This is a genomic window from Sulfitobacter sp. L-8, assembly GCF_056859255.1.
The window spans coordinates 178,154-202,775 of the sequence record NZ_JBSXOD010000046.1 but is presented as its reverse complement, the minus strand read 5'-3'; the positions used below and the strand labels follow the sequence as shown (position 1 = coordinate 202,775).

Annotated in this window: 22 protein-coding genes; 17 read left to right on the top strand and 5 right to left on the bottom strand. The window is 58.5% G+C overall.

Features of this window, described 5'->3' with window-relative positions; all coding sequences use genetic code 11:
• Nucleotides 1-6: 6 nt before the first annotated feature.
• Nucleotides 7-783, bottom strand: coding sequence for a Bax inhibitor-1/YccA family protein (locus tag AC13DE_RS10495; protein ID WP_446298026.1), 777 nt, complete (start codon nucleotides 781-783; stop codon nucleotides 7-9).
• Between the two features lie 887 nt (nucleotides 784-1,670).
• On the opposite strand from AC13DE_RS10495, the gene AC13DE_RS10490 reads away from it, so the two are divergent.
• From AC13DE_RS10490 to AC13DE_RS10475, 4 genes are read left to right on the top strand one after another with little or no spacing between them, the layout of a single operon-like run.
• Nucleotides 1,671-2,045: a helix-turn-helix domain-containing protein gene (locus tag AC13DE_RS10490; RefSeq protein ID WP_446312914.1), complete on the top strand. Its 375-nt coding sequence runs from the start codon at nucleotides 1,671-1,673 to the stop codon at nucleotides 2,043-2,045.
• 56 nt (nucleotides 2,046-2,101) lie between these two features.
• Entirely contained in the window at nucleotides 2,102-2,908 is an 807-nt protein-coding gene (gene hisN, locus AC13DE_RS10485; protein WP_446298028.1) for a histidinol-phosphatase, read from the top strand.
• Nucleotides 2,905-4,245, top strand: a complete 1,341-nt coding sequence (locus tag AC13DE_RS10480; protein ID WP_483047781.1) for an 8-oxoguanine deaminase — start codon at nucleotides 2,905-2,907, stop codon at nucleotides 4,243-4,245. The genes hisN and AC13DE_RS10480 overlap by 4 nt, the downstream gene beginning before the upstream one ends.
• On the top strand, nucleotides 4,242-4,667 hold the full coding sequence (locus AC13DE_RS10475) for a CAP domain-containing protein (RefSeq protein ID WP_483047780.1): 426 nt from the start codon (nucleotides 4,242-4,244) through the stop codon (nucleotides 4,665-4,667). Before AC13DE_RS10480 ends, AC13DE_RS10475 begins: the two co-directional genes overlap by 4 nt.
• A gap of 130 nt (nucleotides 4,668-4,797) precedes the next feature.
• Here AC13DE_RS10475 and guaD read toward each other — a convergent pair whose 3' ends face one another.
• Nucleotides 4,798-6,090: a guanine deaminase gene (gene guaD / locus AC13DE_RS10470; protein ID WP_483047779.1), complete on the bottom strand. Its 1,293-nt coding sequence runs from the start codon at nucleotides 6,088-6,090 to the stop codon at nucleotides 4,798-4,800.
• A gap of 117 nt (nucleotides 6,091-6,207) precedes the next feature.
• On the opposite strand from guaD, the gene mgtE reads away from it, so the two are divergent.
• The 5 genes from mgtE to AC13DE_RS10445 are packed head-to-tail and all read left to right on the top strand — an operon-like array spanning nucleotide 6,208 to nucleotide 11,780.
• Nucleotides 6,208-7,611 carry a magnesium transporter gene (gene mgtE, locus AC13DE_RS10465; RefSeq protein ID WP_483047778.1) on the top strand — a complete coding sequence of 468 codons (1,404 nt, stop codon included), beginning with the start codon at nucleotides 6,208-6,210 and terminating at the stop codon, nucleotides 7,609-7,611.
• Nucleotides 7,608-8,180 (top strand): 5-formyltetrahydrofolate cyclo-ligase, encoded by a 573-nt coding sequence (locus tag AC13DE_RS10460; protein WP_446312920.1) that lies wholly within the window; start codon nucleotides 7,608-7,610, stop codon nucleotides 8,178-8,180. The genes mgtE and AC13DE_RS10460 overlap by 4 nt, the downstream gene beginning before the upstream one ends.
• Nucleotides 8,181-8,238: 58 nt before the next feature.
• Nucleotides 8,239-9,051, top strand: a complete 813-nt coding sequence (locus AC13DE_RS10455) for a TIGR00282 family metallophosphoesterase (protein WP_446298150.1) — start codon at nucleotides 8,239-8,241, stop codon at nucleotides 9,049-9,051.
• Nucleotides 9,048-9,977 carry a DMT family transporter gene (locus AC13DE_RS10450; RefSeq protein WP_483047777.1) on the top strand — a complete coding sequence of 310 codons (930 nt, stop codon included), beginning with the start codon at nucleotides 9,048-9,050 and terminating at the stop codon, nucleotides 9,975-9,977. Before AC13DE_RS10455 ends, AC13DE_RS10450 begins: the two co-directional genes overlap by 4 nt.
• A gap of 30 nt (nucleotides 9,978-10,007) precedes the next feature.
• On the top strand, nucleotides 10,008-11,780 hold the full coding sequence (locus tag AC13DE_RS10445; protein ID WP_483047776.1) for an SLC13 family permease: 1,773 nt from the start codon (nucleotides 10,008-10,010) through the stop codon (nucleotides 11,778-11,780).
• Nucleotides 11,781-11,855: 75 nt separating this feature from the next.
• Here the strand turns inward: AC13DE_RS10445 and AC13DE_RS10440 are convergent, their stop codons facing one another.
• Nucleotides 11,856-13,628, bottom strand: a complete 1,773-nt coding sequence (locus tag AC13DE_RS10440; RefSeq protein ID WP_446298147.1) for an SLC13 family permease — start codon at nucleotides 13,626-13,628, stop codon at nucleotides 11,856-11,858.
• Nucleotides 13,629-13,819: 191 nt separating this feature from the next.
• Between AC13DE_RS10440 and AC13DE_RS10435 the strand changes: the two genes are divergently transcribed.
• Entirely contained in the window at nucleotides 13,820-14,560 is a 741-nt protein-coding gene (locus AC13DE_RS10435; RefSeq protein WP_446298146.1) for a YebC/PmpR family DNA-binding transcriptional regulator, read from the top strand.
• Between the two features lie 125 nt (nucleotides 14,561-14,685).
• On the opposite strand, the gene AC13DE_RS10430 is transcribed toward AC13DE_RS10435, so the two are convergent.
• Entirely contained in the window at nucleotides 14,686-14,928 is a 243-nt protein-coding gene (locus tag AC13DE_RS10430) for a hypothetical protein (RefSeq protein ID WP_446298145.1), read from the bottom strand.
• Nucleotides 14,929-15,116: 188 nt separating this feature from the next.
• On the opposite strand from AC13DE_RS10430, the gene AC13DE_RS10425 reads away from it, so the two are divergent.
• From AC13DE_RS10425 to AC13DE_RS10395, 7 genes are all read left to right on the top strand, one after another.
• On the top strand, nucleotides 15,117-15,716 hold the full coding sequence (locus AC13DE_RS10425; RefSeq protein ID WP_483047775.1) for a LysE/ArgO family amino acid transporter: 600 nt from the start codon (nucleotides 15,117-15,119) through the stop codon (nucleotides 15,714-15,716).
• Nucleotides 15,717-15,753: 37 nt separating this feature from the next.
• Nucleotides 15,754-16,656, top strand: coding sequence for a DMT family transporter (locus AC13DE_RS10420; protein ID WP_483047774.1), 903 nt, complete (start codon nucleotides 15,754-15,756; stop codon nucleotides 16,654-16,656).
• 130 nt (nucleotides 16,657-16,786) lie between these two features.
• The gene (gene betI, locus AC13DE_RS10415; RefSeq protein ID WP_446312924.1) at nucleotides 16,787-17,362 is read left to right on the top strand and encodes a choline-binding transcriptional repressor BetI; all 576 of its coding nucleotides are present in this window, start codon (nucleotides 16,787-16,789) and stop codon (nucleotides 17,360-17,362) included.
• Nucleotides 17,359-18,867, top strand: a complete 1,509-nt coding sequence (gene betC, locus AC13DE_RS10410; RefSeq protein ID WP_483047773.1) for a choline-sulfatase — start codon at nucleotides 17,359-17,361, stop codon at nucleotides 18,865-18,867. The genes betI and betC overlap by 4 nt, the downstream gene beginning before the upstream one ends.
• 165 nt (nucleotides 18,868-19,032) lie before the next feature.
• Nucleotides 19,033-20,484 (top strand): betaine-aldehyde dehydrogenase, encoded by a 1,452-nt coding sequence (gene betB, locus AC13DE_RS10405; RefSeq protein WP_483047772.1) that lies wholly within the window; start codon nucleotides 19,033-19,035, stop codon nucleotides 20,482-20,484.
• A 262-nt stretch (nucleotides 20,485-20,746) separates the two neighbouring features.
• Entirely contained in the window at nucleotides 20,747-22,405 is a 1,659-nt protein-coding gene (gene betA, locus AC13DE_RS10400; RefSeq protein ID WP_446312927.1) for a choline dehydrogenase, read from the top strand.
• A gap of 140 nt (nucleotides 22,406-22,545) precedes the next feature.
• Nucleotides 22,546-23,169: a thermonuclease family protein gene (locus AC13DE_RS10395; RefSeq protein ID WP_483047846.1), complete on the top strand. Its 624-nt coding sequence runs from the start codon at nucleotides 22,546-22,548 to the stop codon at nucleotides 23,167-23,169.
• Here the strand turns inward: AC13DE_RS10395 and AC13DE_RS10390 are convergent, their stop codons facing one another.
• The gene (locus AC13DE_RS10390; protein WP_289083075.1) at nucleotides 23,170-24,570 is read right to left on the bottom strand and encodes a helix-turn-helix domain-containing protein; all 1,401 of its coding nucleotides are present in this window, start codon (nucleotides 24,568-24,570) and stop codon (nucleotides 23,170-23,172) included.
• Nucleotides 24,571-24,622: the final 52 nt, after the last annotated feature.

The window sequence follows — 24,622 nt, the reverse complement described above, 5'->3', positions numbered from 1 at the left end:
ATAGACTTATTCGCGATTGCCGAACAGCTGCAACAGCATCATGAACATGTTGATAAAGTTCAGGTACAGGCTCAGCGCGCCCATGATCCCCGACTTTTGCAACCATTCCTGATCACCGTGCTGCGCATGGGCAAGATAGGTGTTCTTGATGTTCTGGGTGTCATAGGCGGTCAGACCGGCGAAGATCAGCACACCGATGGCCGAAATTGCGAACACCAGTGCTGGCGACCCGAGGAAGATGTTAACGATCGATGCAACGACCAGACCGATAACGCCCATGATCAGGAAGCTACCCCAGCCCGAGATGTCCTTTTTGGTTGTATAACCCCAAAGAGACAAACCGGCAAAGGCGATCGAGGTCACGAGGAAGATCTGGATGATCGAGTAACCGGTGAATACCAGAAAGATCGAGCTGATCGAAACGCCCATTACCGCCGCAAACGCATAGAACAATGTCTGCGCCGTAGCCGCCGAAATCCTGTTCATGGCTGCGCCAAGACCGAAGACAAAGGCGAGAGGGGCGAACATCACGACCCACTTCAGCGGCGACATGTATAGCGCCGATCCGAACGATGTCAGGTATTTGCCAGTACCGATCTGCGCGGCGGCAGCGGACGGGTCAGTCGTGACAGCGAGACCAGAAATGGCCCAAGCTGCTGCAAAGGTAATCAACATGCCGATCGACATGGTGCCATACACTTTGTTCATGTGGGCGCGCAGCCCTTCGTCGATAGCGGCGGCGCGGGTTCCGGCTGCGGACCGGATGGTGTTCACGTCGACCATGAATGTCCTCCAATTGGTACAAGAGTTGCGAAGCGGATTGTCCGACCTCGGTATTGCCTTGAATATCGTGACAGGAGTCAATGTTTTCAAGAGTTTTTGATACATAAAATATATCAAGTTATCGTTCTTCTTGCTAGTGTCACATCCGGAGCATTGGGAGCTTTCACGAGCTCATGCCGAGCGAACGGGTTGTCGGGTGGCCTCTATCCATAAATGACTGGGCAGCAGACGTAATTTACCATTTAGCGGTTTTCCGGCAAACATGGCCGCTGAGCCGAAATTGCTGCACCCGCGTTTTTGCGATATCATGAAGGTGCCGGTAATTTTTAGATTCCGGCGTGTAATCATAAACGTCAAAGTCAGGGAAATACGGCATGATTCCCTGATATGACTCGAAAACCGCTTGGACGGCGCTAAATTTGAGGAAATTACTCAGGAAAACTGTTTCATCCAAGATTGCGACGTAAAGTTTATTCAATCGTCGGGGGAATATTGTAGATTAATTTTGAAACAGTGTGTTTCCAGAATAATTGTCTGGCGCGGTAGGCCTGACTTTGCGTCAACGAACCGAAAGCTTGGACTATATCATAGAAAACTTGAACTAATTTGCATGAATGAAAGAAGTTCTTTTTTGCGGAGGAGTAAATCATTGCTAACCTAATCGCACGGATAAGGTGTAAACTTAGTTGTTGTTGCAACGTACGATGATTCTGATGCGCGGAAACTCTGGAAAATATTGGACAGCCGTCCACTTTCATTTCGTTTGCGCATGAAGCTTAAATTTGTAAGTTGCACCCCAGTTTGGAAATTGTCTGATCTTAAGGGCTGTTTCTTGTGAAAGTAACGAATAGCGCAAATCTACGCGCTTTTGTCAGGAAAGAAAATTGATGCCGCACAAAGTAGATGTTCACGTAGGGCAACGTATCCGTCAGCGTCGCTGGTTGGTGGGCATGACCCAGCAAAAGCTTGCTGAAATGGTTGGCATTAAGTTCCAGCAAATCCAAAAATACGAAACAGGGGCCAACCGGGTCAGTGCTTCGCGTTTGTGGGAAATAGCGGATGCGCTCGATATTGATGTGGCGCATTTCTTTGAAGGCATAGAAAACGAAAAAGTCAACGCGGGCTCAACCCCGTCGAATGTGCCGGCCGATCTGGTCGGCGACAAGGAAGCGATGGACCTTGTACGGTCTTATTACGCGATACCTGAAAACCAGCGGCGCCGCTTGTTCGAGCTTGCCCGCGTGCTGAGCGATGTGGCTTGAGGCTGTACATTACCATCTGATGTTGTAACCGTAGGGCGAAACTTCAGGCCGGTTACATGAATAAAAGCACTCATTTTGATCCCGACGTCTTGCGGGTAGGGCATTTGCTGGCCGATGCGGCGCGCGCCGCCACGCTGCCGTTTTTTCGCAGGGCTGATCTTGTCGCCGACAACAAGCTGGCCGGTGGCTATGATCCGGTGACCATCGCGGATCGTGAAGCAGAACGTGTAATGCGCGAGATACTTGCGCGAGAGCGCCCTCGGGATGCGGTTCTGGGTGAAGAATACGGTGCCTTGTCCGGGACGTCGGGTCTGACATGGGTGCTTGACCCGATCGACGGAACCCGAGGGTTTGTGTCGGGAACGCCGACCTGGGGTGTTCTGATCGCGCTTGGCGACGCCGAGGGGCCGTTTTTTGGGATCATTGACCAGCCCTATATCGGTGAACGTTTTGTCGGAACGCCGTCAGGGGCCGAATTGACCGGCCCTGCGGGAAAAACCGCGCTGGTAACGCGGGCTGCACGCGATTTGTCCCAGGCCACTGTCATGACGACGTTTCCCGAAGTGGGCACGCGCGACGAGGCGACAGCGTTTGCCGAGGTATCGCGCCAGGCAAGGCTTACCCGATATGGGATGGATTGCTACGCATACGGGTTGGTGGCGGCGGGCCAGATCGACCTGGTGATCGAGGCCGGATTGCAACCTTATGACATCCAGGCACCTATCGCTGTGGTTCAGGCCGCGGGGGGCATTGTGACCGATTGGCAAGGGGGCCCGGCCCATAATGGCGGGCGTACGGTCGCTGCTGCTAATGCCGACATCCACGCGCAGGCGCTGGCTGTGCTGGGATCTTGTCCGCGATGATTGAACTGCTGATCCGAAACGCCGGGCATATCCTGACGATGGATGATACGCGCCGTGAGCTTTCGAATGCCGATGTGTTGATCCGTGACGGAGAGATCGCGGCGATCGGGCAGGGCCTTGTCACGACCGGCGAGACATTGGACGCAGCGGGCTGTGTCGTAACGCCAGGCTTGGTAAATACACATCATCACCTATTCCAATCCTTGACCCGCGCGGTGCCGGGCGGCCAGGATGCCTTGCTTTTCGGATGGTTGAAAACGCTGTACCCAATCTGGGCCAGATTCACGCCGGACCATATGTTTGTATCGGCACAGGTCGGGCTGGCCGAGCTGGCGCTTTCTGGATGCACGCTCAGCTCGGACCATCTTTACCTGTATCCAAACGGTACCAGCATCGACGACACCATCTATGCCGCCGCAGAGATCGGCATGCGGTTTCACCCGACACGCGGCGCGATGAGCATAGGTGAAAGCAACGGCGGCTTGCCGCCGGATCATCTGGTCGAAACCGAAGCCGCGATTTTGGAAGATTGTGTCAGGGTCATCGACAGGTTTCACGACACGGCGGCCTCTTCTATGTGCCGGGTCGGGGTCGCGCCCTGTTCGCCGTTCTCGGTCAGCCGCGATCTGATGCGTGACGCCGCAATTCTTGCAAGAGACAAAGCCGTCATGTTGCACACGCATCTGGCGGAAAACGATCAGGACATCGCCTATTCACTTGAAACCTTTGGCTGTCGGCCCGGCCAATATGTGCAGGATCTGGAATGGGTCGGGTCAGATGTTTGGCATGCCCATTGCGTCAAGCTGGACCAGAGCGAAATTGATCTGTTTGCGGCAACCCGAACCGGCGTTGCCCACTGCCCATGTTCGAACTGTCGGCTTGGGTCGGGGATCGCACCGGTTCGCGCCATGCGAGACCGAGGCGTCCCCGTCGGCATCGGCGTGGACGGATCGGCCAGCAACGATGCAGGAAACTTGATCGCCGAAGCGCGCCAGGCGATGCTGTTGCAAAGGGTGGCAAACGGCGCGGATGCCATGAGCGCCCGCGAAGCGCTGGAGCTTGCCACCCGTGGCGGTGCCGATATTCTGGGACGCCCGGAATGTGGCCGTATCGCCGTCGGAGCGCGCGCGGATATTGCAATCTGGGACGTCAGCGGGATAGAATCTGCGGGGAGCTGGGACCCAGCTGCGCTGCTTCTTGCCGGCCCCACAACCGTTCGGGACCTGTTGGTTGAGGGACGCAGGGTGGTGCGCGACAGGCAGATATGTACCATCGACCTGCCGGCGCTGATCGCGAGGCAAAACAAGCTCGCCCAGGCTCTGAAGGACTGTCTATGAAAAGTTTCATTATTGGTTTCGCGTTGACCCTCGCCACCGCATCATCTGGTTTTGCTGATCCAGAGGCGACCCGGATCGTGAACGAGATACGCGCGGCGAAGGGTCGTGCAGGGCTGGTTTATTCGTCCAGGCTCGAGGCTGCTGCCAGAGTTCATGCGCTGGACATGGCCAAGCATGGCTATTTCGCCCATGAGGGGCGTAACGGAGAAACCGTCGGTGATCGAGTGCGCAACCAAGGCTATGAGTGGTGTTTCGTCGCGGAAAACATTGCCAAGGGGCAGCGCGATCTGAATCAGGTGATGCAGGGTTGGGCCGCATCACCGGGGCATTACAAGAATCTGACAAGCGGTAAAGCGGTGGCGTTCGGGCTGGCGCGGGGACCAGGGCGAATATGGGCGATGGTTCTCGGCGCGCCATGTTAGCCTTGGGAAGCGGTATCTGCTTTGCGCTGATGGCCCTGGTTTTGAAAGCAGGTTGTCAACGTGACCGGCGTGGGGGTTGATTGCGCTGGACGCTCCGCGGGGAGTTTATCTGGCAAAATGAACAGCAGGATCAGGGACGTTTTCGCCCGTTGACCCAGACCGATTGGACCGCGCGGTCGTCGCCCATCATGATCGTGGCAAATAGCCTGTCCCAGACTGAATTGGCATTTGCGCTACGTTGTTCGATAGCGGGGGTCGAAGCAAGGTCGAGCACGGTGATATCCGCCTCGCGCCCCGGGGTCAGGCTGCCGATTTTATCGTGCAAATGAAGGCTGCGCGCCGAGCCGGCCGTTGCCAGCCAGATCAGCTGGGCTGCGTGCAGCGGGGTGCCGCGAAGCTGTCCGATTTCATAGGCCGCGGCCATGGTTCGCAGCATTGAGAAAGATGAGCCACCGCCTGTGTCGGTCGCCAGCCCCACGGGGATCTGCCGGGAGGCGAGTTTGGCCATATCGAACAGGCCCGATCCGATGAATGTGTTTGATGTCGGACAGTGGACGACGGCGGCACCGGTTTCTGCCAAACGGTCCAGTTCACGTGGTTCCAGGTGGATGGCGTGGCCGAACAGGGCGCGTTCCCCGATCAACCCGTGTTCCTCGTAGGTGTCGAGGTAGTCGCGCGCGCCTGGCACAAGATCGCGGACCCAGGCGATTTCGTCCAATTGTTCGCTCAGGTGGGTTTGCATCAGGCAGTCCGGGTGCTCGGCCCAAAGGGCCCCCAAGGCCGCAAGCTGGTCCGGGGTCGAGGTCGGCGTGAAGCGCGGGGTGATGGCATAACCGGCGCGTCCCTTGCCGTGCCAGCGTTCGATCAGTGTCTTGCTGTCATCATAGGCGGATTGTGCCGTGTCGCGCAGGCCTTCGGGGGCATTGCGGTCCATGCAGGTTTTGCCAGCGACGACGCGTTGACCCCGCTGCGCGGCGGCGGTGAATATCGCGTCAACGCTGTGAGGCGCGACAGTGGCAAAACTACAGACGGTGGTGGTGCCGTGGTCCAACGTCAGATCCAGGTACCGCCCGGCGATCCGCGCTGCATAATGCGGATCGGCCAGGCGCATTTCTTCGGGGAAGGTGTAGCTGTTAAGCCAGTCGATCAGTCGTTTGCCCCAACTGGCGATGATTGCGGTTTGTGGATAGTGCACGTGGGCGTCGACGAAACCGGGGCAGAGCAGCGCATCGCCATAGTCGTGAACTGTTGCTTCGGGATGCGCGGATCGCAAGGCCGAGGCAGGGCCGACGGCGATGATCTTGCCCGCCGCGACCAGCACCCCGCCCGCGCTGTCGATCCGCACCGTGTCTTCCCATGACGTTGTCATCGGGTTGCCTGAAAAATGCAGGGTCTGGCCCAGCAGAAGGTTCGTTTTTGTCATGGCACCTGTCTAAGGGCCATCTTTGACAGGGACAATCGGCTTGATGCTGATTTTCACGCCATTGTAACCGTTGCTTGCCGCGCATATGGTCTGAGCCAACAACAAACGGGAGCAGCCATGGTAGACGAACCTCAGGAATTCGAACTGGCCGCCGATGCTGACGATGATTCCGAAGCCTACAAGCTGAACAAGCGGGCGGTGGATTCCATCCTCTATGCGGTCGAGATCGACGATGCCGCGAAGCTGACCGAATTGATGGAGCCGTTGCACGCAGCGGATATCGCGGACCTTCTTGAGCAAATCAGTGGATTTGAACGGACCAAGCTGATCCGTCTTTACGATCGGGAGTTCGACGGTGAGATCCTGTCGGAACTCGACGAATCGATCCGTGAAGAAGTCATTGCCATTCTGACGCCGGAAGTTCTGTCGGATGCGGTTCGCGACATGGACAGCGATGATGTCGTTGACCTGATCGAAGATCTAGAGGATGCACAGGCCGCGTCTATCCTGGGTGCCTTGGAAGATGCCGACAGGGTCGCGGTTGAGCAGGCGCTGACATACCCCGAATATTCGGCTGGTCGCCTGATGCAACGCGAGGTCGTGATGGCCCCTGAACATTGGACCGTAGGCGAGGCGATTGACCATTTGCGCGCCACCCCCGAGGAGGACCTGCCGGATCAGTTCTATCACATCGTGATGGTAAACCCGCGCCTGCACCCGGTGGGCAACGTAACTTTGGGCAAGCTGATGCGGTCGAAGCGCAATACGTCGCTTCGTGATATCCTCGAGGAGACCTTTCAGGTCATTCCCGCCCTGCGCGACGAGGGCGACGTGGCTTATGCCTTTAACCAGTATCACCTGATCTCTGCCCCGGTGGTAGATGACGAGGGCCGGTTGATCGGTGTGATTACCATAGATGATGCGATGTCCGTGTTGGATGAAGAACACGAAGAAGACATCCTGCGCCTTGCGGGTGTCGGGGAGGGGTCGCTCTCTGACCGCGTCATCGAAACCACCAAACAGCGCCTGCCTTGGCTGGCCGTCAATCTGGTCACAGCGATTGCCGCGTCGCTGGTGATCGCCCAGTTCGAGGTCGCGATCGCGCAGATTGTGGCGCTGGCTGTCCTGATGCCGATCGTTGCGTCGATGGGGGGCAACGCAGGCACGCAGAGCCTGACCGTTGCCGTGCGGGCGATTGCGACCCGCGACCTTACCGGTTCCAACGTCTGGAGAGTTATCCGCCGCGAATGTCTGGTCGGACTGGTCAACGGGGTGATATTTGCCGTCATCATGGCTATCGTCGGGTTCATCTGGTTTGGATCGCCCGCCCTTGGCTATGTGATCGCGACGGCGATGGTGGTAAATATGGTGGTTGCCGGTCTGGCCGGTACGGGTATCCCGATTTTGCTGGAACGTATCGGTGTCGACCCTGCATTGGCATCGGGCGCATTTGTGACGACCGTGACGGATGTCGTCGGGTTCTTTGCCTTTTTGGGGCTCGCGGCGGCTGTGCTTTTGTGACTGATCTGGCGACTGTCAAGGCAGCAGCTCGCAAGGCCGGGTTTGCCCGCCGAAAACCGCTGTTCGAAGCGGCGACTGCCGCGCAGGCGGGGTATCTGAGCGAGGTGTTGGCAGGATATCGCGCGGTACCTCTGTCGGGCTTCATGCCGATCAAAACAGAAATAGACCCGCGACCCGCAATGGCCGAAGCCGCGGCGCATGGTCCTGTGGGCGTACCGGTGATTATCGATGCGGCCAAGCCTTTGCGCTTTTCACGCTGGACGCCGGATGCGGTTCTGGTCGGGGGGCGCTTTGGGGCGCAAATCCCCCAAGTCGAAGATTTCTTCGACCCTGAAATCGTGATTGTGCCGTTACTGGCATTTGACCGCCGTGGGGGGCGGCTTGGCTATGGCGGCGGCTTTTACGACCGCACGCTGGAACAACTGCGCGCCCGCCGCGCTACGCTTGCCATCGGGTTTGCCTTTGCGGGGCAAGAGGTCGACGATCTGCCGCTTGAGCCGACCGATCAGCCGTTGGACATGATCGTCACCGAGACAGGGGTGATCGAGGTAGCAGCCAAGCGGGGTTGAATCTCGAAATCCTCGTTGCCCTCTTGCCCTTCGCGTCTGCGCGGCCTAACCGTGGGGCATGAAAATACTCTTTCTTGGCGATGTCATGGGCCGTGCGGGCCGCCGCGCGATTACTGAAAACCTTTCGCGTTTGCGGACGGAATGGAAGCTCGATTTTGTCGTGGTGAACGGTGAAAACGCGACTTCGGGAATGGGGCTTTCGGGCACCCACGCGAAGGCGCTGCTGGACGCGGGCGCAGATTGTCTGACCTTGGGCGACCATGCGTTCGATCAAAAAGACATGCTCGGTTTCATTGAACAAGAACCGCGCATCATCCGTCCGCTGAATTTCTCAAAGAACGCGCCCGGCAAAGGAGCACGTCTGTTCACGGCACAAAACGGGCGCAAGGTACTGGTGACGCAGGCCCTCGGCCAAGTGTTCATGAAACGGCCCTACGACGATCCTTTCTCGGCGCTTGAACCGGTGCTCAAGTCGCACCCTTTGGGGGGTATGGCGTCGGCTGTCATCGTGGACATACACTGCGAGGCTACGTCGGAAAAAATGGCCATGGGGCATTGGTGTGACGGACGCGCCAGCCTCGTTGTGGGAACCCACACGCATGTACCTACATCGGATGCGATGATCTTGCCCAAGGGCAGCGGATATCTGACCGACGCCGGTATGACTGGCGACTATAATTCAGTGATCGGAATGGAGAAAACCGAACCCCTGCGTCGCTTTGTTACCGGTATGCCCAAAGACCGTTTCACGCCCGCCAACGAAGAGGCGACCCTGAGCGGCGTCTATATCGAAACCGATGACCGTTCCGGCAAAGCCACGCGCATTGTGCCGATCCGGCAGGGCGGCAAGCTGCAACAAAGCGCACCGTGACACGTCGGCAGATTGCGTTCTACACCGCGTTCCTCGCAGTGTTGGGGGCAGGCTGGGGCTTTACGCAACCGATGACCAAGATTGCGGTCAGCACCGGATATCAGCATTTCGGGCTCGTGTTCTGGCAAATGGTCATTGGGGCGGTCTTCATGACCGTGATCAACACGTTTCGGCGCAAGCGCTTGCCGATCAGGCGACCCTACCTTTGGCTGTACCTGCTGCTTGCCCTGATCGGCACAATCATCCCCAATACGGCCGGATATCAAGCGGCGGTCTGGCTGCCGTCCGGCGTGTTGTCGTTGTTGCTCAGCATTGTGCCGATGTTCGCATTCCCCATCGCGTTGGCAATGGGGCTTGACCGTTTCAGCATACGTCGTATGGGGGGCTTGGCGTCCGGGCTTGCAGGGGTGCTGGTGCTGGTGGTGCCGGGGTCCGACCTCTCGGGGTCGCTACCGGCATTCTGGATATTTGTCGCGCTGATTGCAGGCCTGTGCTACGCGTTGGAAGGCAATATCGTCGCCAAATGGGGCATCCTCGACCTTGATGCCTTTCAGGTCCTGCAAGGTGCCTCGGTTACTGGTGCGTTGATCATTCTTCCGGTGGCGATAGCGACGGGGCAATTCATCGACCCGACACCACCGCTTGATGCTGCACAAATGGCGCTGCTGGCGTCGTCTGTTGTGCATGTCCTGGTGTACTCTGGATACATGTGGCTGGTGGGGCGCGCCGGTGCGGTATTTGCCGTTCAGGTAAGCTATCTGGTGACGGGGTTCGGGCTGATCTGGGCCAAGATCATCCTGTCCGAGGCATATGCGCCTACGTTATGGATCGCGCTTGCGATGATGTTTGCCGGGCTTTATCTCGTGCAGCCGCGCCCCAAGGCAGCGCTTGCCCAAGTTGATCCGATCAGCGACACTGACAGCTGAATTTCATCTGCCTGTGCTGGATATATTTGAATGGATTTTCTGAACCTTTCGCAAGGCTCCTCTGCAATATTGGCCTTGATCGTCGTCGTCGTGATGTTGGTCTTGTTCGTACGCGAAACGCTGCCCACCGAAGTCGTCGCCCTGGCCGGCACCGCCGTCATGTTGGCGCTTGGCATCTTGCCTTATGACGACGCCCAGGCGGTGTTGCAGAACTCGGCCCCCTGGACCATCGCGGCGATGTTCATCGTGATGGGCGCGCTGGTGCGTACCGGCGCGCTTGATGTGCTTACACGGCTGGCCGAGCGCTATGCCAAGACACATCCCAAGACCGCAGTCGTGGGGGTGATTATCGCCGTCATGGCGGCGTCAGCGATCATGAATAACACGCCGGTGGTCGTCGTGATGATTCCGGTTGTCGTGCAGCTTAGCCAAACCTTGGGCACCAAGGCATCCAAGCTGCTGATCCCCCTCAGCTACGCTGCGATAATGGGGGGATCACTGACCCTGATCGGTACCTCGACCAACCTGTTGGTCGACGGCGTCGCCCGCTCCCAGGGGCTGGAACCTTTCGGTATTTTCGAGATATTGCCGATCGGTTTGGTCGTCTGTACGTGGGGGCTGATCTACATGGCGGTGTTTGCTCCGAAATTGCTGCCGGCCCGTGACAGTATGGCCAATATGCTGTCAGACCGTTCAAAGATGAAATTCTTCACCGAAGCGGTGATTCCGCCCGAGTCCAATCTGATCGGCCGTCAAGTAACCGATGTACAGTTGTTCAAACGCGAAGGCGTGCGTCTGATAGATGTGGTGCGCGGGGACCAATCACTGCGACGCGACCTGTCGGCGGTGCAGCTTCAACTAGGCGACCGCGTGGTCTTGCGCACCCAAATGACCGAACTGCTGAGCCTTCAGGCGAACAAGGAACTAAAGCGTGTCGATCAGGTGTCAGCCGTCGAAACCTCCACGGTCGAGGTGCTGATTACGCCGGGCTGCAAGATGGTAGGCCGCTCCCTGGGGGCGTTGCGCCTGCGGCGGCGATACGGGGTCTATCCGCTGGCGGTACACCGCAGAAACCAGAACATAGGGCGGCAACTTGACGAACTGATCGTCAAGGTCGGCGACACACTCTTGCTCGAAGGCGCGATGGCCGACATCCAGCGCCTCGCCTCGGACATGGACATGGTAGATGTCTCGCAGCCCTCGGCCCGGGCTTTTCGCCGGGGCCATGCGCCCATCGCGATCGCGGCGCTGATCGGCATCGTGGTCCTGGCAGCTCTGAACGTTGCACCGATCCTGCTGCTCGCCGTCCTTGCGGTGGCACTCGTGCTTGTCACCGGCTGCATTGACGCAGAAGAAGCCTTCAGCTTTATAGACGGTCGCCTTCTGGCGCTGATTTTCTCGATGCTTGCCGTTGGCGCCGGCTTGCAGAATTCAGGGGCGATCAATCTTATTGTAGACAGCACCGCTCCGTTTCTAAGCACATTATCGCCTTTCTACGTGATCTTCGCCGTCTTCCTTTTGACCACAACACTGACCGAAATCGTGTCGAACAACGCCGTCGCCGTAATCATGACACCCATAGCGATCAGCCTTGGCTCGGCGCTGGGCCTGGACCCGCGCCCGCTGGTCGTGGCTGTGATGATCGCCGCTTCATGTGCATTCGCCACGCCCATAGGATATCAAACCAACACGCTTGTATACGGCCCGGGCGGGTACAGGTTTACCGACTTCATGCGCATCGGCATCCCCCTGAACCTGACAATGTCGCTGCTGGTGTCCGCCGTGATCCCGCTTATCTGGTAAAGCCGCCAACAGCCCCCAAATGGAACGAAATCCCGGGGGTCCGGGGGCTGGCCCCCGGTTTCCCCCCAAACTGCTCTAAAGGGGCCAGAACACCAGGATCGCCGGGATGGACACGGCAACAACAATGATCTCCAATGGCAGACCCATTCGCCAGTAATCGCCGAAAGAATATCCGCCCGGCCCCAGTATCAGGGTGTTGTTCTTGTGCCCGATAGGCGTCAGGAACGCACTTGATGCAGCCACGGCGACCGCCATGAGGAATGGATCGGGCGATACATCCAGGGTCTGCGCCATCGTGATACCCACCGGGGCCGCGACGATTGTGGTTGCGGTGTTGTTCAATACATCCGACAAGGTCATGGTGACGATCATCAAAACCGTCAATACCACCCATGCAGGCATCCCATCGGTCAGGCCGATCAAGGCGTTCGCGATCAGTTCGGTCCCTCCCGATGTCTCAAGCGCCGCTCCCAGCGGTATCATGGACCCCAGCAATACGATCACGGGCCATTCGATATGGGTGTAAAGCTCCGACAGGGGTACGATACGGGCCAGAACATAGGCGACCACCACAAGCCCCAGGGCCACCGGCAAATAGATCAGCCCAAAGCTCGCCGCTGTGACGCCGCCGGCAAAAAGACCGATCGCCAACCAAACCTTGCTGTCTTCGGTTACCGCCAGCCCGCGATCGGCAAGTGGCAGCACACCGAGCCATTCAACCACATGGGCCGCTGTGTCCCGCGGCACCAGCAGCAGCAGGATATCACCGGCCTGAAGCTCGGTCTTGCGCAATTGCGATGTTATGCGTCTGCCGCGGCGGGAAATTCCCAAAAGCACCGATCTTTGCCGCCACGAAAGACCGACCGCCTGTGCGGACCGGCCATGCAACCGTGAATCAGGGGTGACCACCACCTCGACGATCTCGACGCCTTCTCCACCAGCCTTGAGCAACTCCTCACGATCCGCGTCAGTGACGTTCAGGCCCAAGGTGGTGCGAAATTCGTCCAGTGCATCAGGGGTTGCCTCCAGCACCAGTGCATCACCTTGCTTGAGCGATACGTTGCGCGCTTGGCCATACATCCGGTTGCCTTCCCGTATGAGGCCGAGAATGACGACATCGGCCTTGTCGGCCGCCTCTTGCAGCTCGGCCAGACGCTTGCCAATTTGCGAATTACCCTCCGGTACAGTCAATTCGGCGATGTATTGCGAAAGATCTTCTGGCTGCAACGCGTTGTGTTCTCGCGCAGGTATGAACCGCCAGCCGATCAACGCGACAAATGCAAGCCCGGCAACCGCAGCGATGCCTCCGACCGGGGCAAAGTCGAACATTCTGAACGGCGCACCCAGCGATTCTTGCCGGATGGACGCGATGATGATGTTGGGCGGGGTCCCTATCAAGGTGACCATGCCGCCCAGAATGGTCGCAAAACTCAGGGGCATGAGGCTCAGCCCCGGGTTGCGCTTGGCCTTGCGCGCGGTCTGAATGTCTACGGGCATCAGCAGGGCAAGCGCCGCTACGTTGTTCATGAACGCAGACATCACCCCGCCAATCACCCCCATCAGGGTGATGTGCGCGCCCAGGCTACGCGAGGCATCTACCAGCGTGCGCGTGATCAATAACACGGCACCCGATCTGACCAGACCAGCCGATACCACGAGAACCAGTGCCACGACCAGCGTTGCCGGGTGACCAAAGCCGTCAAAGGCGTTCTCGCTGTCGACAACACCCAATACCACAGCGATCATAAGCGCGGAAAATGCCACTAGATCATACCGAAACCGCCCCCAAAGCAGCATACCGAATACGGCTGCAAATAACGTAAAAAGAATAATCTGGTCTGGGGTCATGGGGCTTTACTCTGATAAGGTTACGACAATCGCCTTACCAGCCATATCAAAGCCTGTCTGCCTTAAACACAGGCCCGCGTCGGGATTGACCATACGGCAGGTGACGGTCGGGCGGGCTTCGGGGTGGCTTGTTCAGCGCCGTGGGCTGGCATATAGAGAGCCAATTCCAGCTTTTAACACATGAGGTCACCATGGCAGGTCACTCAAAATGGGCAAACATCCAGCACCGTAAGGGGCGCCAGGACAAGATCCGCGCCAAGGTGTTTTCGAAGATGTCCAAGGAAATAACGGTTGCGGCCAAGATGGGCGACCCCGACCCCGACAAGAACCCGCGTCTGCGTCTGGCGATCAAAGAAGCCAAGTCGGTATCGGTACCGAAGGACGTGATTGATCGCGCGATCAAGAAGTCGCAGGCGGGCGAGGGCGAGGATTACGAAGAAATCCGCTACGAAGGCTATGGCCCCAACGGCGTCGCTGTTATCGTCGAGGCGATGACCGATAACCGCAATCGCACGGCGTCGACGGTACGGTCCACCTTTACGAAGAATGGCGGAAATCTGGGCGAAACCGGCAGCGTCGGTTTCATGTTCGACCGTAAAGGCGAGATAACCTACCCGGCCAGTGTCGGCGACGCGGATACTGTGATGATGGCGGCGATCGAAGCCGGGGCCGAAGACGTCGAAAGCTCGGAAGAAGGACATGTGATCTGGTGTCTCGACAGCGACTTGAACGAGGTCGCGACGGCCCTGGAAGCCGAACTGGGCGAATCCGACAGCACCAAGCTGGTGTGGCGTCCCACGACGACAACCGAAATGGACCTCGAGAGCATGGAAAAACTGATGAAGCTTATCGATGCGCTGGAAGACGACGATGATGTACAACGGGTCACCAGCAATTTCGAAGCCTCAGACGAAGTGATGTCACAGCTCTGAACTTCGATGGGGCCCGATATGCTGGCCGCGTGGCCGATATGCATGTGAGATTGATCGAAAACGAAAAAACCGCCCCTTGATCAGGGGGCGGTTTTTTCTATGCAAATCCAAACCTTGGGTGGTTCCTAACCGAACAGGCGCGACATCCGGAAGATACTGCCCATTCCCCGCTTGTCGGTGCGCGACCGCGCAGGTTTCTGAATATCTATGGTCGCAAGAACGCGTTTAACGTCGTTCAAGCGTGCCAGCGCTTTCGATCCGCCAGCGCTGGCCTGCACCCCTAGTATTTTTGATTGCGTGTGAAGCGCTGCCTCAATGAGGGCTAGCTCGTCTTGGCTGATTTCCAGCTTCTGTTTTTCGTCCAACATGACTCGTTCCTTGCTTGTATGCGGCTCAGATAGGGGCTGTGCTTCGGTTTCGCCAGTAGTTACGGCGGTGTTCACGTATTTGTTTCACGTTGCGCGGAAATATTTCCGTCGCTCTTTTCGTCGGTGACATGTAAAGGGCGGGCGTCCACAAGAGTTTATCGCTGGATCCAGGTCACCACAGGTTGAATATGACATCTGCATTCTTGCCAGGTTTTGCCCTGAGTTTGACGTTGATCCTGGCTATCGGAGCGCAGAATGCGTTTGTCTTGCGGCAAGGCCTGAAACAGCAGCATGTTTTTTGGGTCTGCGCGACCTGCGCCTTGTCGGACGCTTTGTTGATCGCAGCGGGGGTGGCCGGGTTTGGAGCGCTCGGGGTGGCGCTTCCGTGGTTCGAGCCGATCATGCGTTACGGCGGGGCCGCTTTTCTGATTTGGTACGGGGCGCAGAACGCGTTGTCGGCGTGGCGAGGGGGCGAAGCTCTTACCGCCGACGGGGGGGCGAGTCGTAGTTTGTACCACACGATCCTGACGCTGTTGGCACTGACCTGGCTCAACCCGCATGTTTATCTTGATACCGTGGTCTTGTTGGGTTCGGTCTCTGCACAGTACCAAGATCGGTTGGCGTTCGGTATCGGCGCTGTCTCGGCCAGCTTTATCTTCTTTTTCGGCCTCGGCTACGGTGCACGCCTGCTGACGCCATTGTTTGCAAAGCCTCGCAGTTGGCAAATACTCGATATGTTGATTGCTCTCACCATGTGGGCGATCGCCGTGAAACTGCTGTTGATGTGACCTTGCTCTTGGGGACGCATTAGGAAATGTTGCTGTCATGACAACAGCGCTTCCTCATCGACCCCTCTCAGGCATTTTTTGGATGGTCGTCACCGGTCTTTGCTTCATATGCGTGACCGCCCTGGTAAAATATATGGGCCCGCGCCTGCCATCAGCCGAAGCAGCCTTTATTCGCTATGGCTTCGGTTTGGTGTTTCTGCTGCCAGCCTTGGGGTCGTTGAAGGCGGCACATCTGACCAGACGGCAGTGGACCCTGTTCAGTGTGCGGGGAGCATTGCACGCGATGGGGGTGATCTTGTGGTTCTATTCGATGACCCGGATCTCAATCGCCGAAGTAACCGCGATGAATTATCTTGCGCCCATATACGTGACGATCGGTGCCGCGCTTTTTCTTGGTGAAACCTTGGCGTTGCGCCGCATCACAGCGGTCATCTTGGGCTTGGCGGGGGCAGTTATCATCCTGCGCCCGGGTTTTCGTGAATTGACGGGGGGGCATTTTGCGATGTTGGTCGCCGCCGTGGTGTTTGGTGGGGCATATCTGCTGGCCAAGGTGTTGGCAGACGAAGTGAGAGCGTCGATTGTCGTGGGCATGATGTCCCTGTTCGTGACGCTGTTTCTGGCCCCAGTCGCCTATTATGCGTGGATAGCACCTTTGTGGACGGAAGTGGTCATTCTCGCCGCTGTCGCGTGCTTTGCCACTGCCGGCCACTATACCATGACGCTGGCCTTCGCCGCAGCGCCGCTGACCGTGACCCAACCCGTCACCTTCCTGCAACTGGTCTGGGCGACTGCATTGGGCGCTTTGGTCTTTGCCGAACCCATTGATGTCTGGGTCATAATCGGCGGGTTTGTCATCCTCGGCTCTGTGACCTTCATCACCTGGCGTGAGGCTATGCTGAACCGCCAAATCACCCCATCGGCACCTGCAACCAAGCTATAGAGGGTCCTTTTCGACCCCGAACTGCGACCTGGCAAGGGGCGCGCGCGCTACAGTTTTTTATTGACTTGTCAGTCAATATTATTACCAGATAGGGGAAAGCCGCCACTCAAACACCAAGGACATCGGCCTTATGCCCAAGCTCGGAATGGAACCCATTCGCCGCGATGCGTTGGTAAAAGCCACCATTGCTGAGATCGGAGCCGCGCAATCGCTGGACGTTACGGTTGGCCAGATAGCGAGAAGGGCAGGTATGTCGTCTGCGCTGGCGCATCATTATTTTGGCGGCAAGGACCAGATCTTTCTGGCCGCGATGCGGTACATTCTGACAGAATACAGCGCCGAAGTCCGCCGCGAGCTGCGCTTGGCCAAATCGCCGCTGAAGCGGGCGGAGGCAATCGTTCGGGCCAGTTTCGACGAAAGCTGCTTTGATCCCGCCACGGTCAGCGCCTGGATGACGCTCTATGCGTCATCGCGGACGAGCACGGAAACCTACCGTCTGCTGGTGGTGTATCAAGGACGGTTGCGGTCAAACCTGACCCACGCCTTGCGCCCCATATCGACCGATCCGGCCGGTGATGCCGAAACCATCGCCGCATTGATCGACGGGTTGTATCTGCGGGCGGCGCTATCAGACGGCGGCAGTTCCACCGCGGCCAGTGCGCAGGCGCTCAGCGTGTTGCACAAACTGCTTGGAGAAACCGAATGACTGCCCCCAACATATTGATTTTGATGGTCGATCAGTTGAACGGCACATTGTTTCCCGATGGTCCTGCCGAATGGCTCCATGCGCCAAACCTGAAAAAGCTGGCCGCAAGGTCAACCCGTTTCAAGAATGCCTATACCGCCAGTCCTTTGTGCGCCCCTGGTCGCGCGGCATTCATGTCTGGTCAGTTGCCGTCGGCTACGGGTGTCTACGACAACGCTGCCGAATTCCCGTCAAGCGTGCCAACCTATGCGCACCACCTGCGCCGCGCCGGGTATCAAACCTGCTTGGCCGGCAAGATGCATTTCGTCGGCCCCGACCAACTCCACGGGTTCGAGGAACGCCTGACCACCGATATCTACCCCGCCGATTTCGGCTGGACCCCCGATTACCGCAAGCCCGGAGAACGAATCGACTGGTGGTATCACAATATGGGGTCCGTGACCGGTGCCGGAGTGGCCGAGACCACGAACCAGATGGAATATGACGATGCCGTCGCCTATGAGGCGACGCGCAAGATTTATGATCTGTCACGCGGTCTGGACGATAGACCTTGGTGCCTGACCGTCAGCTTCACGCATCCACACGATCCCTATGTCGCGCGCAGGAAATACTGGGATTTATACGAAGATTGCGATCACCTGCTGCCCACCGTGCCCGACCTTGGCTATGATCAGCAAGACCCGCATTCAAAGCGTCTGTTCGATGCCAATGACTGGCGCAGCTTTGACATCACCGAAGACGATATCAAGCGGTCGCGCCGGGCCTATTTTGCCAACATCAGCTATCTGGACGACAAGATCGGCGAGATTTTGCAAACAATGGAGGACACGCGCCAGGAAGCGATCATCGCGTTTGTATCCGATCACGGTGATATGCTGGGCGAACGCGGCTTGTGGTTCAAGATGAGCTTTTTCGAAGGCTCGTCGCGCGTTCCGATGATGATCAGCGCACCGCAAATGGCACCGGGCCTCCAAGAGGTTCCGGTCAGCAACATCGATATGTGCCCGACCTTGTGCGATCTGGCTGGCGTTTCGATGGACGACATCGCGCCGTGGACCACAGGTCAATCCCTGTTGCCGATGGGGCAGGGGGTTGAACGGACCGAACCCGTCGCCATGGAATACGCCGCCGAAGGGTCCTATGCCCCGTTGGTGTCGCTGCGATATGGCAAGTGGAAGTTCAACCGCTGCGCATTGGACCCGGACCAGTTGTTCGACCTTGAGGCTGACCCGCACGAGCGCACGAATCTGGCCGAAGAACCCGCGCATCAGGGGACCCGTATGACGCTATCGGCCAAGGCCGAGGCGCGATGGGACCTGAAAGCCTTTGATGCCGAGGTACGCAAAAGCCAGGCCCGCCGCTGGGTTGTGTACGAGGCATTGCGCAAGGGTGGGTATTATCCGTGGGATTACCAACCTCTCAAGAACGCATCGGACCAATACATGCGCAATCACATGGACCTGAACCTGCTTGAGGAAAGTAAACGCTTCCCGCGGGGCGAATGACCGACCCTCGGCCGGGAAAAGGCAATCGGAACCGTGCGGTTCGATATTTGTCACGAGGCCGGTTCCGAAGGCTCGCCCAGACAGGCACGGCAACCTGTCGCGAGATCTAAATGCAAAGGCCGATCCGACAACACGGGACTTGGCGCAACTGAAAAAGAGAGACCAATGCAAACGCAACCCAAAGCGAGCCATTTCATCGGCGGTGAATATGTTGAGGATACCAATGGCACGCCGATCGAGGTGATCTATCCAGCGACCGGTGAAACCATTGCAACCGTCCATGCCGCAACGCCCGCAGTGATTGAAAAGGCGATAACGGTGGCGCGGACAGCGCAGGTGGAATGGGCCAGAATGAGCGGGACCGAACGCGGGCGCATCCTGCGCCGCGCCGCTGACATCATGCGCGAGCGCAATCATGAGCTGTCCGTGCTGGAAACCTACGACACCGGCAAACCGTATCAGGAAACCTCTGTCGCAGATGCGACCAGCGGCGCGGATGCACTTGAGTATTTCGGCGGCATCGCGGCGTCGCTTACCGGCGAACACATACAACTGGGCGACGACTGGGTCTATACCCGCCGCGAGCCGCTTGGCCTGTGCGTGGGGATTGGCGCGTGGAATTATCCGACGCAAATCGCCTGCTGGAAGGGCGCGCCCGCGCTGGCGTGCGGCAATGCGATCATCTTTAAACCCTCCGAGACCACGCCGCTTTGCGCGCTGAAGGTCGCTGAGATCCTGGTCGAGGCGGGATTGCCGGCCGGTCTATACAATGTGGTTCAGGGCATGGGCGAAGTCGGTGCATCGCTGGTATCTGACCCGCGCGTTGACAAGGTGTCGCTGACCGGGTCGGTGCCTACGGGGCGCAGGGTCTATGCCGCCGCGGCCGAAGGGATCAAGCACGTCACGATGGAGCTGGGGGGCAAATCTCCGTTGATCGTGTTCGAGGATGCCGATATCGAGAACGCCGTCAGCGGCGCGATCTTGGGCAACTTTTACAGCTCCGGGCAGGTGTGTTCGAACGGCACACGGGTATTTGTCCACCGGGATATCAAGGAGGCTTTCCTGAACCGGCTGGCAGAGCGGCTTGGACGGGCGGTGATTGGTGACCCGCTGGACCCTGCGACCAGTTTTGGCCCGATGGTATCGAAGCGGCAGTTGGACATAGCCCTGGGCTATATCGAAAAGGGCAGGGCCGAAGGCGCGCGTGTTGTGTTTGGCGGAGCCGCGATCGACCGCGACGGCTTTTACATGCAGCCTACGGTGTTTGCGGACGTGACCGACGACATGACCATTGCGCGCGAAGAGATTTTCGGCCCGGTGATGTCTGTGTTGGATTTTGACGACGAAGACGACGTGATGGCCCGCGCCAACGATACCGAATTCGGCTTGGCGGCGGGCGTGTTCACGCGCGATCTGACCCGTGCGCACCGGGTCGCGGCAAGGTTCGAAGCAGGAACTTGCTATATCAACACCTATAACGACGCACCCGTGGAAGCACCTTTTGGCGGCATGAAGAATTCCGGCGTCGGGCGTGAAAACTCCAAGGCGGCAATCGAGCACTACAGTCAGCTGAAATCCGTCTACGTGCGCATGGGGGACCTGGAAGCGCCCTTCTAGCAAAGGGTTGATTCAATGGAGCGCTGACGCGCACATGATTTTTGGTGCGAGACCCGGGCCTGAGCCCACCCTTGCGGGGGATAGGCAAGAGGTCAGCCGGCTTGGGGAAATGCTGAGAGGTGCTTGAGGGATCGGTCTGATCCTCAAGTCACCTCGACAATTTTGGGATGCGAGTCGTGAGTGCGTCAAGGACCAGCCGCGCAAAAGCGCGGTGCCTGACGGCATCCTTGACCCGCCCAAGACTCACGAGAAAGGTGATAGGATGGACGCGGAATTTATCATTGTCGGGGCTGGTAGCGCAGGGTGCGTGATGGCGTATCGGCTGGCTTTGGCCGGGCGCAAGGTATTGGTTGTCGAGCATGGGGGCACCGACGCGGGACCGTTCATCCAGATGCCCGCGGCGTTGTCTTATCCGATGAACATGCGCCGCTATGACTGGGGGTATACATCGGAGCCGGAACCACATTTGAACAACAGGCGTCTTGCCTGCCCCAGGGGCAAGGTCATTGGCGGGTCATCCTCCATCAACGGGATGGTCTATGTCCGGGGGCATGCGCTGGATTATGATCATTGGGCGCAAGCCGGTGCCGACGGCTGGAGTTACGCGGATGTGCTGCCGTATTTCAAACGGATGGAGACGTGGCATGACGGAGGGCATGGCGGTGACCGCGCGTGGCGTGGGACCGACGGCCCGATGCACGTGAGCCGAGGGCCGCGCAAGAACCCTCTGTTCGAGGCTTTCGTCGCGGCGGGTAAGCAGGCCGGCTATGAGACTACCAACGATTACAACGGTGAAAAGCAGGAGGGTTTCGGCCCGATGGAACAGACCGTTTGGATGGGCCGGCGGTGGTCGGCCGCGAACGCGTATCTGCGGCCTGCGAGGAAAACCGGCAATGTGCGGCTATTGCGCGCCCATGCGCAGCGCGTGGTGATCGAAGACGGCCGTGCCGTTGGGGTCGAGGTACGTCACAGCGGCAGGACCGAAGTAATCCGCGCCAGCGGAGAGGTGATCGTGGCGGCGTCGTCGATCAATTCGCCCAAGCTGTTGATGTTGTCGGGTATCGGGCCCGCAGCGCATCTGGCCGAACACGGCATCGAGGTTGTCGCCGATCGTCCCGGTGTGGGACAGAACCTGCAAGACCATCTTGAGCTGTATATCCAGATGGCGTCCAGTCAGCCCATCACGTTGTACAAACACTGGAACGTGTTTTCCAAGGCAGTCATCGGGGCGCAGTGGCTGTTCACCAAGACCGGTATGGGGGCTTCGAACCAGTTTGAATCGGCGGCCTTCATCCGATCAAAGGCCGGGATCAGGTACCCTGACATCCAGTATCACTTTTTGCCGATCGCTGTACGGTATGACGGCAAGGCGGCGGCCGAGGGGCACGGGTTTCAGGCCCATGTCGGGCCGATGCGGTCGACATCACGCGGAAACGTGACGCTAGCGTCGAACAACCCCGAGGCCGCCCCGAAGATTGTGTTCAACTACATGTCACAAGAGCAAGACTGGGAAGAATTCCGAAACTGCATCCGGCTGACCCGCGAGATTTTTGCTCAGGATGTTTTCAAACCCTATGTGAAAAGCGAAATCCAGCCCGGTGCCGCGTTGCAGACCGACGACCAGCTTGACGCCTTTATTCGCGACCACGCCGAGAGCGCGTATCATCCGTGCGGCACATGTCGGATGGGGCGGGCAGATGACCCCGATGCCGTGGTGGACCCGCAGGGGCGGGTGATCGGGGTCGCCGGATTGCGTGTCGCCGACAGTTCCATTTTTCCGCGCATCACCAATGGCAATCTGAACGCGCCGTCGATGATGGTCGGAGAAAAAATATCCGATCATATCCTGGGCCTTGACCCGTTGCCCGCATCGAATGGCGAGCCGTGGATCAACCCTGCGTGGGAAACGTCGCAGCGCTGAGGGATAATTAACTTAGATTAACAAAACATGTTGCCTGGCCCGTGAGAACGGTCCAAATCAGGAACATGACAAGATTAATCGCTTATTTAAGTTTGTGTATTACGGCGAGTATGTGGGCCGTACCGGCGATCGCCGTGGATATGAACGTTTCGGGTGTGGTGCATGTTGTTGATGGGGATACCATTGATGTCGGTCGCACGCGCGTACGTCTTTTTGGCATTGACGCGCCTGAAGCAGACCAGACCTGCGTCGGGGCTGATGCGGCTGTGCTGCCGTGTGGGGCATGGGTTACGGCCCAGGTGCGGGCAATTTATCAGGGTGAACATGCGAATTGCGTACGTGTCGACACGGATCGTTACGGGCGCACGGTCGCGCGATGTGACGTGGCGGGCAATGACATCGGCCAAACGCTTGTCGCACGCGGCCTCGCGTTTTCCTATCCACGCTACAGTCGCGATTACATCGACCTTGAGGCTTCGGCGCGTCGGGCGGCGGTGGGGGTGCATGCGTATGAAATACTGCGCCCTGCCGACTACCGCGCGACCCGAAGGGTGGGAAGCAAGGTCAACCGGGGGGCAGGGCACCAGACGGTTGTCTCTGATTGTCTGTTGAAGGGAAATATCAATGCCATGGGGGCACGGATATTTCACGCCCCCGGTCAACGCGATTACAGCAGGACCAAGATAAACCCGGCGAAGGGAGAGCGCTGGTTCTGCACCGCCGCGCAGGCGCGCGCCGCCGGCTGGCGTGCCGCGCGACGCTGATCATTCGACCTGATAGGGCAGTATGTCGCGCAGGTTTGCGTTGACGGTCAACTGGCGTTCCAGCGGCGGCACCGAGCGCTGGTGGCAGGCTTTCCGTTCACAGATACGGCAGGAAATCCCGATTGGTTCGAATGCGGACGCGCGGTTGGTGTCCATTCCGTCACCGTAAACCAGCGCCGGGGCGTGTCGCACTTCGCACCCCAACGAGATTGCATAGCGCCGGACCGGTGCGCCGAAACGCCCCGCTGGTTTCGAGATATCTCTTGCCAGTGACAGGTAGCGCACGCCATCCGGGGTCTCTGCAAGCTGGCGCAGGAAGCGCCCCGGCGTTTCAAAGGCGCGATGCACATTCCAAAGCGGGCAGGCCCCCCCGAACCGAGCGAATTGCAGGCGCGTAGCGGAATGCCGCTTGGTGATGGTGCCAGCCTGATCAACGCGCACAAAGAAGAACGGGATGCCCTTTGCGCCGGGCCGCTGCAACGTCGAAAGGCGGTGTGCGACCTGTTCGATCGAAGCGCCGAAATGCCCGGCGAGAACCTCAAGATCATGACGGCAACCCTGCGCCATATCCAGAAATGCACGGTAGGGCATCAGGGCTGCTCCGGCAAAGTAATTCGCGAGTCCGATTTTGGCGATGTCACGGGCGGATGTGCTATGAAAACGCGCGAGGTCAAGCGTGGCTTCAAGCAGGTCATTCTGCCGGGTCAGCGCGACTTGAAGCAACAGCTGGAATGTCTGCGTCTCGTGAGCTGCGCGTGCGGACATGTGCAGTACCCCGGTCTCGGGGACATAGCGGCGCAGGGCATCGACGTCGTCGAATGTTACCTTGATATCGGATTTTTCCAGCGCCTCGAGCGCTATGCGGCGTAACGCATGGGGGCCGTTCGTGCTGGATGCGAAATATTCTGCGGCGCGATCGATTGGGTCGATGTAGTTATCGCAGTAATGAAAGAAATCGCGCACTTCTTCCCATGGGCTGGGAGAGGCCCGGGCGTCTTCGCGCCCCAACGCTTCATCCAGATAGGCAAGCCGTTCGTGGGTCTGGCGATGGCTCTGGTGCAGCTTGATAAAGGCGCGCGCCAGCCCCGGGGCATTGGAGGCCGTCAGTTGCAGGTCGGCCAAGGGGATGATGTGGCCCTCGAATACCGGATCGGACAAGATTTCGCGCATGTCGCTGACAAGGCGCTCCGTGTCTCCGCTGGCAAGTTCCGTCACATCCATGCCGAATTCAGAGGCAAGCGCCAAAACAACGGTCGTACTGACCGGGCGGTTGTTGTTCTCCATCTGGTTCAGATAAGGCAGCGAAACCCCAAGGCGGGCGGCAAAATCCTTTTGCGTGTGCTGCAGAGTTGTACGGACTTCACGCAGCTTTGCCCCTGCATACAGCTTTTGGGTCGCCATTTTACAGGGTCCTTTGCAAATTCTCGCTCCTGTCAAAGCCTAGCTTTGCAAA

What these genes read in the sequence shown, in the direction of transcription:
- AC13DE_RS10420 (WP_483047774.1), top strand. Translation starts at nt 15,754, where the DNA reads ATGACAACAGCGCTTCCTCATCGACCCCTCTCAGGCATTTTTTGGATG.
- AC13DE_RS10435 (WP_446298146.1), top strand. Translation starts at nt 13,820, where the DNA reads ATGGCAGGTCACTCAAAATGGGCAAACATCCAGCACCGTAAGGGGCGC.
- AC13DE_RS10495 (WP_446298026.1), bottom strand. Translation starts at nt 783, where the DNA reads ATGGTCGACGTGAACACCATCCGGTCCGCAGCCGGAACCCGCGCCGCC.
- hisN (WP_446298028.1), top strand. Translation starts at nt 2,102, where the DNA reads ATGAATAAAAGCACTCATTTTGATCCCGACGTCTTGCGGGTAGGGCAT.
- AC13DE_RS10395 (WP_483047846.1), top strand. Translation starts at nt 22,546, where the DNA reads ATGAACGTTTCGGGTGTGGTGCATGTTGTTGATGGGGATACCATTGAT.
- AC13DE_RS10490 (WP_446312914.1), top strand. Translation starts at nt 1,671, where the DNA reads ATGCCGCACAAAGTAGATGTTCACGTAGGGCAACGTATCCGTCAGCGT.
- AC13DE_RS10475 (WP_483047780.1), top strand. Translation starts at nt 4,242, where the DNA reads ATGAAAAGTTTCATTATTGGTTTCGCGTTGACCCTCGCCACCGCATCA.
- AC13DE_RS10430 (WP_446298145.1), bottom strand. Translation starts at nt 14,928, where the DNA reads ATGTTGGACGAAAAACAGAAGCTGGAAATCAGCCAAGACGAGCTAGCC.
- AC13DE_RS10440 (WP_446298147.1), bottom strand. Translation starts at nt 13,628, where the DNA reads ATGACCCCAGACCAGATTATTCTTTTTACGTTATTTGCAGCCGTATTC.
- betA (WP_446312927.1), top strand. Translation starts at nt 20,747, where the DNA reads ATGGACGCGGAATTTATCATTGTCGGGGCTGGTAGCGCAGGGTGCGTG.
- mgtE (WP_483047778.1), top strand. Translation starts at nt 6,208, where the DNA reads ATGGTAGACGAACCTCAGGAATTCGAACTGGCCGCCGATGCTGACGAT.
- betB (WP_483047772.1), top strand. Translation starts at nt 19,033, where the DNA reads ATGCAAACGCAACCCAAAGCGAGCCATTTCATCGGCGGTGAATATGTT.
- AC13DE_RS10445 (WP_483047776.1), top strand. Translation starts at nt 10,008, where the DNA reads ATGGATTTTCTGAACCTTTCGCAAGGCTCCTCTGCAATATTGGCCTTG.
- betC (WP_483047773.1), top strand. Translation starts at nt 17,359, where the DNA reads ATGACTGCCCCCAACATATTGATTTTGATGGTCGATCAGTTGAACGGC.
- betI (WP_446312924.1), top strand. Translation starts at nt 16,787, where the DNA reads ATGCCCAAGCTCGGAATGGAACCCATTCGCCGCGATGCGTTGGTAAAA.
- AC13DE_RS10455 (WP_446298150.1), top strand. Translation starts at nt 8,239, where the DNA reads ATGAAAATACTCTTTCTTGGCGATGTCATGGGCCGTGCGGGCCGCCGC.
- AC13DE_RS10390 (WP_289083075.1), bottom strand. Translation starts at nt 24,570, where the DNA reads ATGGCGACCCAAAAGCTGTATGCAGGGGCAAAGCTGCGTGAAGTCCGT.
- guaD (WP_483047779.1), bottom strand. Translation starts at nt 6,090, where the DNA reads ATGACAAAAACGAACCTTCTGCTGGGCCAGACCCTGCATTTTTCAGGC.
- AC13DE_RS10480 (WP_483047781.1), top strand. Translation starts at nt 2,905, where the DNA reads ATGATTGAACTGCTGATCCGAAACGCCGGGCATATCCTGACGATGGAT.
- AC13DE_RS10425 (WP_483047775.1), top strand. Translation starts at nt 15,117, where the DNA reads ATGACATCTGCATTCTTGCCAGGTTTTGCCCTGAGTTTGACGTTGATC.